15 protein-coding genes are annotated in these 12,535 nt (G+C 39.3%); all 15 read left to right on the top strand.

What is annotated here, in order from left to right; all coding sequences use genetic code 11:
- The first annotated feature begins 10 nt into the window (after positions 1-10).
- The 15 genes from ACYQ1N_RS01450 (at position 11) to acpS (ending at position 12,437) form a co-directional block, all read left to right on the top strand.
- Entirely contained in the window at positions 11-499 is a 489-nt protein-coding gene (locus ACYQ1N_RS01450; RefSeq protein ID WP_459831880.1) for a MarR family winged helix-turn-helix transcriptional regulator, read from the top strand.
- A 309-nt stretch (positions 500-808) separates the two neighbouring features.
- Positions 809-1,351 carry a biotin transporter BioY gene (locus ACYQ1N_RS01445; RefSeq protein WP_459831878.1) on the top strand — a complete coding sequence of 181 codons (543 nt, stop codon included), beginning with the start codon at positions 809-811 and terminating at the stop codon, positions 1,349-1,351.
- Positions 1,352-1,564: 213 nt separating this feature from the next.
- Positions 1,565-1,789 (top strand): acyl carrier protein, encoded by a 225-nt coding sequence (locus ACYQ1N_RS01440; RefSeq protein ID WP_459831875.1) that lies wholly within the window; start codon positions 1,565-1,567, stop codon positions 1,787-1,789.
- 266 nt (positions 1,790-2,055) lie between these two features.
- Positions 2,056-2,526, top strand: a complete 471-nt coding sequence (accB, locus tag ACYQ1N_RS01435) for an acetyl-CoA carboxylase biotin carboxyl carrier protein (RefSeq protein WP_459831872.1) — start codon at positions 2,056-2,058, stop codon at positions 2,524-2,526.
- A 1-nt stretch (position 2,527) separates the two neighbouring features.
- Positions 2,528-3,895, top strand: a complete 1,368-nt coding sequence (gene accC / locus ACYQ1N_RS01430; RefSeq protein WP_459831870.1) for an acetyl-CoA carboxylase biotin carboxylase subunit — start codon at positions 2,528-2,530, stop codon at positions 3,893-3,895.
- A complete protein-coding gene (gene accD, locus ACYQ1N_RS01425; RefSeq protein ID WP_459831867.1) occupies positions 3,879-4,742 on the top strand; it encodes an acetyl-CoA carboxylase, carboxyltransferase subunit beta in 864 nt (287 codons plus the stop codon). The genes accC and accD overlap by 17 nt, the downstream gene beginning before the upstream one ends.
- A 1-nt stretch (position 4,743) precedes the next feature.
- Complete coding sequence (locus ACYQ1N_RS01420) at positions 4,744-5,562, top strand: acetyl-CoA carboxylase carboxyltransferase subunit alpha (protein ID WP_459831864.1); 819 nt, start codon at positions 4,744-4,746, stop codon at positions 5,560-5,562.
- Positions 5,559-6,527, top strand: a complete 969-nt coding sequence (locus tag ACYQ1N_RS01415; RefSeq protein WP_459831861.1) for a beta-ketoacyl-ACP synthase III — start codon at positions 5,559-5,561, stop codon at positions 6,525-6,527. The genes ACYQ1N_RS01420 and ACYQ1N_RS01415 overlap by 4 nt, the downstream gene beginning before the upstream one ends.
- A gap of 141 nt (positions 6,528-6,668) precedes the next feature.
- Positions 6,669-7,559: a nitronate monooxygenase gene (locus ACYQ1N_RS01410; RefSeq protein ID WP_459831859.1), complete on the top strand. Its 891-nt coding sequence runs from the start codon at positions 6,669-6,671 to the stop codon at positions 7,557-7,559.
- Entirely contained in the window at positions 7,556-8,641 is a 1,086-nt protein-coding gene (locus tag ACYQ1N_RS01405; RefSeq protein WP_459832134.1) for an NAD(P)H-dependent flavin oxidoreductase, read from the top strand. The genes ACYQ1N_RS01410 and ACYQ1N_RS01405 overlap by 4 nt, the downstream gene beginning before the upstream one ends.
- Before the next feature lie 2 nt (positions 8,642-8,643).
- Complete coding sequence (gene fabD, locus ACYQ1N_RS01400) at positions 8,644-9,564, top strand: ACP S-malonyltransferase (RefSeq protein ID WP_459831857.1); 921 nt, start codon at positions 8,644-8,646, stop codon at positions 9,562-9,564.
- Positions 9,561-10,292, top strand: coding sequence for a 3-oxoacyl-[acyl-carrier-protein] reductase (gene fabG / locus ACYQ1N_RS01395; protein ID WP_459831854.1), 732 nt, complete (start codon positions 9,561-9,563; stop codon positions 10,290-10,292). The genes fabD and fabG overlap by 4 nt, the downstream gene beginning before the upstream one ends.
- Before the next feature lie 9 nt (positions 10,293-10,301).
- Positions 10,302-11,540, top strand: a complete 1,239-nt coding sequence (gene fabF / locus ACYQ1N_RS01390) for a beta-ketoacyl-ACP synthase II (protein ID WP_459831851.1) — start codon at positions 10,302-10,304, stop codon at positions 11,538-11,540.
- Positions 11,541-11,969: a 3-hydroxyacyl-ACP dehydratase FabZ gene (fabZ, locus tag ACYQ1N_RS01385; protein ID WP_459831848.1), complete on the top strand. Its 429-nt coding sequence runs from the start codon at positions 11,541-11,543 to the stop codon at positions 11,967-11,969.
- A 132-nt stretch (positions 11,970-12,101) separates the two neighbouring features.
- Positions 12,102-12,437: a holo-ACP synthase gene (gene acpS, locus ACYQ1N_RS01380; protein WP_459831846.1), complete on the top strand. Its 336-nt coding sequence runs from the start codon at positions 12,102-12,104 to the stop codon at positions 12,435-12,437.
- Positions 12,438-12,535: the final 98 nt, after the last annotated feature.

Below are 12,535 nucleotides of genomic sequence, written 5' to 3'. Positions count from 1 at the left end.
GGAGATGGCAATGAGCACACCAAGGCATACATTAAATGAATTATTAGTGGGTCTGTTCCAGTTTATTTTATATATTGAAGAGAGGAATATCAGAAGCAAGGGCATAGACCTGTCCATGAATGATGTTCATATTCTTGAAAATATATCAAAAGCAAGCGATAACAGTATGTCTCATATTGCTGCAAGAATGATGGTTACACAGGGAACGATGAGTACCAATATTTCCCGTCTTATTAAAAAGGGATATGTCGTTAAATATCGTGATGACGCCGACAAAAGGGTTCAGAGATTAATTAATACCAACAAGGCAAAGCCGGTCCTTGAGATACATGAAGAATTCCATAAAAATATGATTGATAAAGTCATAAAAGATATGGGATTGGAAGAAAATGAATTATTAAATGAATCTCTGGAAAGAATTCTTGCTTATTTTAGAGAGCAGTATTCGGATGTGGAACTTACCCGAAACGAAGAAAAAGAAAAAGAAAAACAAAAGTAAAAAAAATCATATCAGGTGCATTTTGGGGATGACCTGATATGATTTTTTTATGTCTGACTAAATTTGATTATATATCGTGTTATCTGGAGCCTCGTTTAATTCGAAAATTTAATTCTTAAATAATCTGCAAGTCGGTTAGATTAATAATATTACTAAATAGAAAATAGAAAATAAAATAATAAATATAATATTGTAAATATTTTATATCATAAAAATGTTAACTAAAAATAAAAATAGGTTTACAATTATTTTATCGTATGTTATTCTAAAGAACATAAAATATTAATAATTCAAACAGGGAGAGAAGATATGAAATATACGACAAAAGAATTGACTCTGACTGCTTTGTTTGCGGCGCTGGTTGCCGTGGGAGCATTTATTAAGCTTCCTATATCCATAGTGCCGGTAACTTTGCAGACTTTATTCATTTTTTTGGTTACATTTACAACTTCGAGGAAAGTAGCTGTTTCCTCAATGATTGTATACCTTGCAATAGGACTGGCGGGCGTTCCGATATTCGCCAGCGGCGGCGGCTTCATGTATGTGTTGGTTCCTTCGTTCGGTTATCTTATAGGCTTTTTGGTTGCAGTTATTGTAGGCAGCACGCTTTTAAAAATAAAAAATAATATTTATACAAGATTTTTAATCGGTTTGCTTGAATTGGGAATTATTTATGCAATAGGAATATTATATTTTATATTCATTATGAATGTTCATTACGGAAAGACTTTTGATGCTCCGTATATTCTGTACAACTTATTCTGGGTATATATACCGGGTGACATTATAAGTCTTGCGGTAGCGGCATTTGCAAGCGCAAGATTAAGATTTCTCAATACTTCCGCCGCATAATTACAAAAATATATTTAAATCTATGTACCGTTTCCGTTGATGATAATATTTCATGCAGCGGAAGCGGTTTTTTATTTTAAAATAAATTGTAATTTGCTATTTACTTTGATTATCGAACTATGTATAATGAACAAGAAATTTTGAATATCAAACTATTTAATTTGATTTTCAAACTAAATAGAACATAACATGGAACGCTTTAGGAGGATAAGTATGTTAGAGCAGATTAAAAAGGTATTGACAGATGCAATCAATGTTGATGAGGCATTGGTTACGGAAGACGCAAACTTAAAGGACGATCTTGATATCGATTCTTTATCGGCCGTGGAGCTTGCTCTGGAACTTGAAACAGAGTTCAATATCACCATTGAAGACGAAGAACTGGCTAAGCTTGAGACTGTTAAGGATATTATGGATCTTATCGCTTCAAAGCAGTGATATGTGATTTAACATTTCGTTATTATTTTTGAATTATATTTTTAAAGCCCTTTTTGTAAGGAAGTCCGAAAATCAGATTAAGATCTGACGACGGGATCCGATACAAAAAGGGCTTTTTATTTCGATTACAAATTTAAAGTTTTGATAATCAAAGTATTTACTTTGATTATCTAAGTATGTATAATGATAAAGAATTTTGACTATCAAACTATTTTACCGGATGTTTTGACATTCGTGAATGTGTAAGTAAGTGTATGGAGAAGATTATGGAAACTAAGAATATAGAAGAGATTGTAAATATATTTGAAAAGAGCAATGTTGCCAAAATGGAGCTTGAGGCAGGCGACTTAAAGATTAAGCTTGAAAAAAACATTGTTGCACATTCGGAAGATACGACTCCCGTTGCTAATGCCGTATATGTCGGAGAGCAATCCGATTCAACGGTTGCAGATCGGAAGCCGGCGCAGGCGGGAAATGCAGCCGCATGTGAAGAAACACATAAAGCTTACATTAAATCTCCTATTGTAGGTACATTTTATCAGGCAGGCGCCGTGGGAGCGGAGCCTTTTGTAAAAGTCGGCGACATGATTAATGAAGGCGATGTTGTCTGTATAGTTGAAGCCATGAAGGTAATGAATGAAATAAAGTCGGATAAATCGGGGATTTTAAAAGAGGTACTTGTAAAAGACGGTTCGATGGTGGAATATGACGCACCGTTATTTGTAATCGGAGATTGATATGATAAAGAAATTACTTATAGCAAATCGTGGCGAAATTGCCATAAGAATAATAAGAACGTGTAAGGAAATGGGAATAAAGACGGTAGCCGTATACTCCAAAGCGGATGCGGAATCGCTTCATGTTCAGTTGGCAGACGAAGCCGTATGCATTGGAGCACCGAGAGCCGTCGACAGCTATTTGAATATGAACAACATTATACAGGCGGCATGTTCAACCGGATGCGACGCAATTCATCCCGGTTTTGGTTTTTTAAGTGAAAATCCGGAATTTGCGAGATTGGTAGAGAAATGCGGTCTGATATTTGTGGGGCCAAGCGCAGACATTATTGAGAAGCTGGGCAATAAGTCAACCGCAAAGAAAATTATGAAAGAAGCCGGAATCCCCGTGGTTCCCGGAAGCAGGGACGTTATTGAAACAGTTGAAGAAGGTTTGGAACGCGCAAAAGAAATCACATATCCTCTCATGATAAAGGCGAGCGCGGGCGGCGGCGGACGAGGAATGAGAATAGTTCACCGTGAAGATGAATTCGTAAATGCATTTAACAGCGCAAAAAGCGAGGCCTTAGCGTGCTTCAACAATGATGAGGTATATCTTGAAAAATTTATAGAAGATCCAAAACATATTGAAGTTCAGCTGATAGGAGACCGTTTCGGCAATGTAATTCATCTCTATGAAAGAGACTGTTCATTTCAAAGAAGAAATCAAAAGCTTGTGGAGGAGGCTCCCTGCTTTACATTAAGCGATGAAATAAGAACAAGAATGACTGATGACGCTGTTAAAGCATGTAAAGCCGTGGGATATGACTCTGTGGGCACCATAGAATTTCTTCTGGATAAGCACGGTAATTACTATTTTATGGAAATGAATACAAGAATTCAGGTAGAGCATCCCATTACGGAAATGATATGCAACATAGACATAGTAAAACAACAGATAAAAATTGCCGAAAATAACAGACTGACCATAAAGCAGGAAGATATAAAAATTAACGGATATGCTATGGAATGCAGAATAAATGCGGAAAATACAAAAGAAGATTTTAAGCCGTCACCGGGAAAGATAACATTTTTAAATCTCCCGGGAGGAAGAGGAGTAAGAAATGAAACGGGTGTATATAACGGATACACCATACCTCCGTTTTATGACGCGATGATTATTAAAGTCATAACATTTGCTCCCACAAGACTTGAGTGCATTAAAAAAATGCGTATTGCTTTGGAAGAACTGATTATTGAAGGTATAGATACCAATATAGAATTTCACTATCTGCTTCTTCACCATAAGAATTTTATAGACGGAAGATATACAACAGGTTTTGCGGCTGCTTTTATCGAGGAGTTAAAGGAAAATGAAGAATATATTTAAAAGAAGAAGAGAACGTATAACTTTATTTAACGTCCGCAGTAAAAGAGAGAATAATTACAGCGCAAAGGAAATTCCGGACGACCTGTTTAGGATATGTAAAAGATGCAAAAGCACTGTACAGACGGAAGTATTTAAAAGCAATTTATATGTATGTCCGGAGTGCGGCTCTCACGTAAGGATAGGCTCAAGGGAACGAATCAGGCAGATTGTCGATGGAGGGACGTTTAAAGAAACGGATGCGGATGTTACGACAACCGATGTTGACTTTGAAGGATATTCTGAAAAGCTGGATAAATACAAAAACGACACCGGTTTAAATGAAGCCGTAATATGCGGTATCGGCAAAATAAACGGCGAAGAAACAGCCATAGCCGTTATGGATTCCTATTTCATGATGGGAAGTATGGGAAGTGTGGTCGGAGATAAAATAACAAGGCTTATAGAAATGGCGGATGAAAACGCCTTGCCGTTGGTTATATTTTGTGCAAGCGGCGGAGCGAGAATGCAGGAAGGTATAGTGTCACTTATTCAAATGGCGAAAACAAGCGCTGCGCTTAAGCGGTTTGGCGATCACGGAAATCTTTACATAAGTGTCCTTACTAACCCGACGACGGGAGGGGTAAGCGCAAGTTTCGCAATGCTGGGAGATATTATTATTGCAGAGCCCAGGGCACTCATCGGATTTGCCGGAAGACGTGTTATTGAAAAGACAATAAACGAAGAGTTGCCTAAAGAATTCCAAAGAGCAGAATTTGTTAAGGAAAAGGGCTTTGTGGACATGATTGTTGAAAGAAAAAAATTGAAAAAGACACTTAGTGATTTAATCAGATTACACGGAGTTAAATGATATGGATATAAGCGTTAACGGGTCAAAGATTACCGCTTGGGAGAGAGTCGGGATTGCAAGGCAGACAGACCGCCCGAAATCACAGGATTTTATTAAAGAATTATTCAATGAATTCCATGAATTTGCAGGAGACAGGCTGTTCGGCGACGACAAGGCAATAATAGGCGGTATAGGTTCTTTTCACGGTATTCCGGTTACGATAATAGCAGAATCAAAAGGTAAATCATTGGAAGAAAATCTGAAGAAAAATTTCGGAATGGTAAGTCCCGAAGGTTACAGAAAGGCTCTAAGACTTGCAAAACAGGCCGAAAAATTCAACAGACCGATTATTACATTTGTGGATACGGCGGGAGCATATCCGGGCAAAGGAGCGGAAGAAAGAGGTCAGGCGAGCGCAATCGCCGAGTGTCTGTATACATTTTCCGACCTTAAGGTTCCCGTAATTGCCGTTGTAATATCAGAAGGCGGAAGCGGAGGAGCTCTTGCGCTTTCCGTGGCTGACAGAATAGTTATGTTTGAAAATGCCATATATTCCATTCTTTCACCGGAGGGATTTGCAAGCATACTTTGGAAAGACGCAACGAGAGCAAAAGAGGCAAGTGAAGTCATGAAATTAACTTCATTTGATTTATACGAAAAGGAAATAACGGACAAAATCATTGCCGAGCCGGAGGGCGGAATACAAAAAGGCATGGAGGATGCAGTCAGAGAACTGGACGAGTACCTCATAAAGGAGCTTAAAACACTTAAAGCCATGAAAACAGAGGTGTTGCTTGAAGACAGATATAACAAATATCGCAGAATAGGTAAATTTGTATGAAAAACATAAGAATAATCGGCGTAGGTCATAAGGCAGCGGAAACCTGCGTTACAAACGATATGTTGTCCGAAATCGTGGATACAAATGATGAATGGATAACCACGAGAACAGGTATCAGAACAAGATATTTCAGTGAAAATAAAAATACAAGCGAACTGGGATATGAGGCTGCGTGTAATGCAATAAAGGATGCGGGAGTTGATAAAAAAGAAATTGAAGCAATAATAGTTGCAACCATGACTCCGGACAATGCAATGCCGTCCACGGCCTGTCTTATTCAGGATATGTTGGGCCTGAATGAACAAAAAATTATGGCGTTTGACGTAAATGCCGCATGTAACGGTTTTATTACGGCTTTACAGGTGGGTTCGTCGTTACTTGGAAGATTTAAAACGGTTCTCATTATCGGAGCGGAAACCAACAGTAAAATACTTGATTATTCTGACAGAAGTACATGTATTTTGTTCGGTGACGGAGCGGGAGCCGCAATACTTAAATACGAAGAATGTGAAAAAGAAACATTTATGTACAGCAACAGCATGGGGGATAACAGAGGCGTATTAACATGTAAAAATAACGGCTTAACGCCTTTAATGATATCAAACCGAGCAACGAACAATTACATGACCATGCAGGGTAATGAGGTATTCAGATTTGCAATAAGAGTTATGGAAGAGGCCGTTGCGGAAGTACTTAAGGAAGCAAAACTTACGATAGATGACATTGATTGTATAATTCCTCATCAGGCAAATATAAGAATAATAAAGCATGTCGCAAAAAGTATGAACCTTCCGATGGAGAAGGTATTTGTAAATCTGGATAAGTACGGCAATACATCTTCGGCAAGCATCGGAATTGCGTTAAGCGAAGCCAAAGAGCAGGGCGTAATAAAAGAAAATGACAGAATCATACTGGTGGGATTCGGCGGAGGTTTTACTTACAGTTCCTACCTATATCAAGTATAAATTTAAAGACGATTAACATAATTATTACAATACCGCATTTGCACTGCGGAGGTTCAGAACAATCAGAGAATGTTGAGAAAGGCACATTTATATATGATTAATAAATTATTTGGTGTTAAATATCCCATTTTTCAAGGGGCAATGGCACATATAGCTACAGCCGAATTTGCGGCAGATGTATCTGAAGCGGGGGCAGTGGGAATAATAGGAACCGGAGCCATGAATGCCGAAGAAACAAAAGAAGCAATACACAAATGTAAAGAATTAACGGATAAACCTTTCGGTGTAAACGTTATGCTTATGAACCCACATACGGAAGAAATCATGAAAGTGATTGCAGAGGAAAATGTGGCGCTTGTAACAACAGGTGCGGGTAACCCGGGTGTCTATATGGAAATGCTGAAGAACAGCGGTGCAAAGGTAATTCCCGTGGTTGCAAGTGTTGCTCTTGCAAAAAGAATGGAACGTGTGGGCGCGGATGCTGTAATTGTTGAAGGAGGCGAAGCGGGCGGACATGTGGGTGAGCAGACAACAATGGCCCTTGTTCCGCAGGTTGTCGACGCCGTAAGTATTCCCGTAATCGCAGCCGGAGGAATAGGAGACGGAAGAGGCTTTGATGCGGCGATTTGTCTTGGTGCGGAAGGAGTTCAGCTCGGGACATGTCTTCTTGCAAGTAAAGAATGCCCGATTCATGAAAATTATAAACAGGCAGTTCTTAAAGCCAAAGATACGGATACGGTAGTTACGGGCAGAACGGCGGGTTCACCTGTAAGGGTGCTTAAAAACAGATTAAGCAGAGAGTACATGAAACTGGAAAAGCAGGAAGAAAGTCAGGAAGAACGCGAAAAACTCACCATAGGGGCATTGTGTAGAGCGGTAAAAGACGGAGACGTTCGGGACGGATCGGTTATGATGGGTCAAATCGCAGGAATGTGCAAAGAAATAAAACCTTTATCACAAATATTTGATGAAATGGTTACCGGATCTAAAACGGTATTAAGCGAATTAGAAAGAAAAATCAGAGATATATAATGTTAAAAGAAATAAAATTCAGAAATAGAAAATTATCGGTTCCCATTATACAGGGAGGAATGGGAATCGGAATTTCTCTGTCAAATCTTGCGGGGAGTGTAATGAGAGAGAGCGGAATGGGAGTTATAAGCGCTGCTCATCCGGGCTGTTACAAAGAGGGTTTCAAGACAAATACATTTCAATGTAACATGGATGCATTTGCGGAAGAAATACGTAAGGCAAGATATATTTCTGAGGGGAGAGGATTGCTTGGCGTAAATATTATGTGTGCAAGCGAAGACTATGACGATTATGTCAAAGTTGCATGCAGGGAAAATGTGGATGCAATCATATCCGGTGCAGGTCTTCCGCTTAAATTGCCTTCTGTTGCGGACAATAAAGATGTGCTTCTTGCCCCGATAGTATCAAGCGTTAAAGCCTTTAACGTAATTGCAAAGTATTGGGATAAACATTACGGAATATGTCCGGATTTTATAGTTATTGAAGGCAGTATGGCGGGAGGCCATTTAGGATTTAAAAAAGAACAGATATTAAACGGAAATTGCGAAAGCGCAGAAAGCATTTTATACGGAATAAGGGATGCAAAAATACCGTATGAAAACAAATACGGCTTTAAAATTCCGATATTCGTTGCAGGAGGTATATTTGACGGGAAAGATATTGCAAAATATTTAAAACTCGGAGCCGACGGAGTACAGATGGGTACCCGTTTTATTGCCACACATGAATGTGACGCAAGTAATGAATTTAAGAATGCGATTATTAACTGTAAAAAAGACGATATTGTGATTATAGATTCACCGACGGGATTTCCGGGGAGAGCATTAAAAAACAGGTTTACGGAGAGTATAAATCCTGATTTGAAAGCGGAGATAACTCACTGTTATAACTGCATGATACCGTGCAATCCGAGCAATACGATTTATTGTATAAGCGACGCACTGATAAATGCCGCAAAGGGCGATACGGAAAACGGAGTCGTATTTGCGGGAGAAAATGCTTACAGAATAAAAAAGGCTGTAAGCGTAAAGGAATTAACGGATGAACTGATCCGTGAAGCAAATGAATCATTAGGGAGGTAATAATGAAGACGGGTATTCTGTTTGCAGGGCAAGGCTCTCAATATGCGGGCATGGGCAAAGATTTTTATAATAAATATGATGAGTGCAGGGAAGTATATGACAATGTAAATGTCGATTTCAGTTTAAAAAATCTTTGCTTCGAAGGACCCAAGGAAATGCTTGATAATACTGCATACGCCCAAAGCTGTATTTTAACAACGTCCATGGCAATATCAGCATTACTTAAAAAAGGCGGTATAAAGGCAGATTACGTTGCGGGCTTAAGTCTCGGAGAGTATTCCGCACTTACATATGCCGGTGTATTAGACTTAAACGACGCCGTAAAGATTGTCAGGGAACGCGGGAAGATTATGGACAGTGCGTTCACGGGTAAAGAGGTCATGATGGCAGCGGTTCTCGGATCCGATGAAAATACAATTAAGGAAGTAATCGAAGAGGTCAGAACGTTGGGAGTTTTGGAAATCGCAAACTATAATTGTCCGGGGCAAATAGTAATAAGCGGTGAAAAAGCCGCCTGTGAAAAAGCTGCGGAAAAGTTATCGGAGAGAAATGCAAGAAGAATTATCCCTCTTCAGGTAAGCGGAGCTTTTCATACATCGCTTTTGGAAGATGCGTCGGTCAGTCTAAGTAAAGAGCTTTGCAAATATACATTCGGAAAACCGGAGATTCCCGTTGTTTATAATTATACGGGTGCGGAATCGGATGAAGATATCGTAAATATTCTTACAAAGCAGATAAAAAGCAGCGTACGCTTTTCTCAAACAATAGAATATATGATTTCACACGGAGTTGATACATTTATAGAAGTCGGCCCCGGTAAAGTATTGTCGGGATTCGTTAAAAAAATAAATAAAGACGTAAAAGTATACGGCATTGATACGGTTGAAGATTACGAAAAAATGATGAAAGGATTAGGTTTATGAGAAAAACGGCACTTGTAACCGGCGGTTCAAGAGGAATAGGTCGCGCAATCGCAACAGCACTGTCACATGAATATAATGTTGTAATTAATTATTGCGGAAGTGAAGAAAAGGCAAATGAAATACTTGCCGAATGTGAAAAAAACGGAAGCGACAGCATGATTTTTAAGGCGGACGTAAGCGACTCCTCCGCGGTGAGAAGTATGACAGAATCAGTTTTGGAAAAATACGGCAGTATTGACGTTGCGGTTAATAATTCAGGGATTACAAAGGATAACCTTATCCTCAGAATGAGCGAAGAGGATTTTGACAGGGTAATGGATATAAACTTAAAGGGATGCTTCAATGTAAGCAAAGCCGTTTTTAAACAAATGCTTAAGCAAAAGAGCGGATCCATAATAAATATGGCGAGTGTTGTGGGAGAAATCGGCAATATCGGTCAGGCAAATTATGCGGCAAGCAAGGCGGGAGTTATTGCATTGACAAAGACAATCGCCAGAGAAGGCGCGCATAAAAACGTGAGATGCAATGCAATAGCACCCGGATTTATACAGACGGAAATGACTGATGTTCTTTCGGACAGTGTTAAAGAATCGGTATTAGCAAATATTCCGATGAAGAAACTCGGTAAACCGGAGGATATTGCAAACCTTGTTTTATTTTTATCAGGTGATAACAGCCGATATATTACCGGACAGGTTATCAACGTGGACGGCGGAATGGTAATGTAAGGAGCACAAATGAAAAGAAGAGTTGTTATAACGGGATTAGGAGCATTGTCACCTGTCGGAAACGATGTTCCGACTCTTTGGGATTCAATAGTTAATTGCAAATGCGGTATAGATAAAATAACAAAATTTGATACATCCGAATATAAAGTTAAATTAGCAGGAGAGGTTAAGGATTTGGATGTTGAACGGTATTTTGACAAAAGAAGCGTAAAGTTCAACGACTTATTTACGGTATATGCAAGAATAGCCGCAAAGCAGGCGTTTGAAGATTCAGGTATAGATACGGAATCAATTGATAAGACAAGATTCGGCGTAATATTTGCAACGGGAATAGGCGGTATAAGAACAATCGAAGTAACGGAGGATAAATTGCAATCTCAGGGACCGGGAAGAGTATCTCCTTTCTTCATTCCGATGTCGATTGCAAATATGGCGGCGGGAAACGTGGCTATTGATTTAGACGCGCAAGGTCACTGTTCAAGCGTAGTTACCGCATGTGCGGCGGCCACAAACGCAATAGGTGAGGCCTTCCGTAAAATAAGAGACGGATATGAAGATATAATGATGGCGGGCGGATGCGAAGCGGCCGTTACGCCGTTGTCCGTTGCCGGATTCCAGGCCATGAAGGCTCTTCATGTGGGAGATGATGTTAATCGTGCAAGTATTCCTTTCGACAAGGACAGATCGGGCTTTGTTATGGGGGAAGGAGCAGGTGCTCTTGTTCTTGAAGAATATGAACACGCCAAAAGGAGAGGTGCAAAAATCTATGCCGAAATCGCAGGTTACGGTGCAACATGCGATGCTTTCCACATTACGGCTCCGATGGAAGACGGGGCAGGAGGTGCGAGAGCAATGATTAAAGCATTAGAGGACGCGTCAATACAACCATCTGACATTGATTATATTAATGCCCACGGAACAAGCACGCCTCTTAACGACAAGACTGAAACAAAGGCAGTTAAGACGGCATTCGGCGAACATGCGAAAAATCTGTTAATATCAAGCACAAAGGGAAACACCGGACATTTACTCGGTGCAAGCGGAGCCGTAGAATCCGTAATATGTGTAAAGGCAATAGAAAACAGCTTCGTTCCTCCTACAATAAATTATATAAATCCGGATGAAGAATGCGACCTTAATATTGTCGCGAATACTCCTATAAAAAAGGATCTCAGATATGTAATGAAAAATTCATTGGGATTCGGAGGACATAATGCATCGTTGATTTTTAAGAAAGCAGAGGATTAAATGTTATATAATTCAAACCAAATTCAGGAAATAATCCCTCACCGTTATCCTATGTTGTTGGTGGACACAATTGAAAGCATAAGTGAAGACAAAACATGCATAACGGGAACTAAATGCGTAAGCGCAAATGAGATGTTCTTCATGGGCCATTTCCCTCAGAAACATGTTATGCCTGGAGTTCTTATCGTTGAAGCTCTTGCGCAGACCGGATGCGTTCTTCTTTTATCTCGGGAAGAAAATAAGGGTAAAATAGGTTATTTCGCGGGAATCAATAAAATGCGTTTCAAGACACAGGTAGTTCCGGGAGACATTCTGACTCTTAAGGTTACTTTTACAAAACAGAGAGCGGGTATTTATTTTGCGGATGCGGAAGCAAGCGTAAACGGCAAAATTGCCGCAAGCGGTGAAATAATGTGTGCCATAGGCTGATTGTGCGGATGATGTCGAGGATGGGTTTATAAACTTAAAAAGTTCGGTTATAATTTAACCGTTAAGTTATAGAATATATTTTAACTTAATATGCCGATGTATTACGGTATATTATTTGATAAGGATTCAATTATGATTATAGGTGTCGGATGCGATATTTGCCAAATAAGCAGATTAAAACATAATTTCGAAAAGACGGCAGAGAGGCTGCTTACGGACAATGAATATAAGATATTTTCAGGCTTTCAAAGCGAGAGAAGAAAAATCGAATTTCTTGCCGGGAGATTTTCGGCAAAAGAGGCTGTTGTTAAAGCTTTAGACGTGCCAATGCTTATAAAAAACATTGAAATTTTAAATGATGAAAACGGAAAACCATACTGTACATTAGACGGATACAAGATACATATTTCCATATCCCACGAGAGAGAATACAGTTGCGCATATGCTTTATGTGAAAGCGCGGATTAATATTCAAAAAAGTGAAACATCTGAAAGCGGATCTTAATAAACATTTACAATAAGAATCCGTTTTATCAGATGTTTCACTTTTTAATTATTTGAGCTGA

The organism is Howardella ureilytica (assembly GCF_054657495.1).
This window is presented reverse-complemented; position numbering and strand designations above follow the sequence as displayed.

What these genes read in the sequence shown, in the direction of transcription:
- fabF (WP_459831851.1), top strand. Translation starts at nt 10,302, where the DNA reads ATGAAAAGAAGAGTTGTTATAACGGGATTAGGAGCATTGTCACCTGTC.
- ACYQ1N_RS01415 (WP_459831861.1), top strand. Translation starts at nt 5,559, where the DNA reads ATGAAAAACATAAGAATAATCGGCGTAGGTCATAAGGCAGCGGAAACC.
- ACYQ1N_RS01440 (WP_459831875.1), top strand. Translation starts at nt 1,565, where the DNA reads ATGTTAGAGCAGATTAAAAAGGTATTGACAGATGCAATCAATGTTGAT.
- accD (WP_459831867.1), top strand. Translation starts at nt 3,879, where the DNA reads ATGAAGAATATATTTAAAAGAAGAAGAGAACGTATAACTTTATTTAAC.
- ACYQ1N_RS01450 (WP_459831880.1), top strand. Translation starts at nt 11, where the DNA reads ATGAGCACACCAAGGCATACATTAAATGAATTATTAGTGGGTCTGTTC.
- fabG (WP_459831854.1), top strand. Translation starts at nt 9,561, where the DNA reads ATGAGAAAAACGGCACTTGTAACCGGCGGTTCAAGAGGAATAGGTCGC.
- fabZ (WP_459831848.1), top strand. Translation starts at nt 11,541, where the DNA reads ATGTTATATAATTCAAACCAAATTCAGGAAATAATCCCTCACCGTTAT.
- ACYQ1N_RS01420 (WP_459831864.1), top strand. Translation starts at nt 4,744, where the DNA reads ATGGATATAAGCGTTAACGGGTCAAAGATTACCGCTTGGGAGAGAGTC.
- accB (WP_459831872.1), top strand. Translation starts at nt 2,056, where the DNA reads ATGGAAACTAAGAATATAGAAGAGATTGTAAATATATTTGAAAAGAGC.
- ACYQ1N_RS01445 (WP_459831878.1), top strand. Translation starts at nt 809, where the DNA reads ATGAAATATACGACAAAAGAATTGACTCTGACTGCTTTGTTTGCGGCG.
- ACYQ1N_RS01410 (WP_459831859.1), top strand. Translation starts at nt 6,669, where the DNA reads ATGGCACATATAGCTACAGCCGAATTTGCGGCAGATGTATCTGAAGCG.
- accC (WP_459831870.1), top strand. Translation starts at nt 2,528, where the DNA reads ATGATAAAGAAATTACTTATAGCAAATCGTGGCGAAATTGCCATAAGA.
- fabD (WP_459831857.1), top strand. Translation starts at nt 8,644, where the DNA reads ATGAAGACGGGTATTCTGTTTGCAGGGCAAGGCTCTCAATATGCGGGC.
- acpS (WP_459831846.1), top strand. Translation starts at nt 12,102, where the DNA reads ATGATTATAGGTGTCGGATGCGATATTTGCCAAATAAGCAGATTAAAA.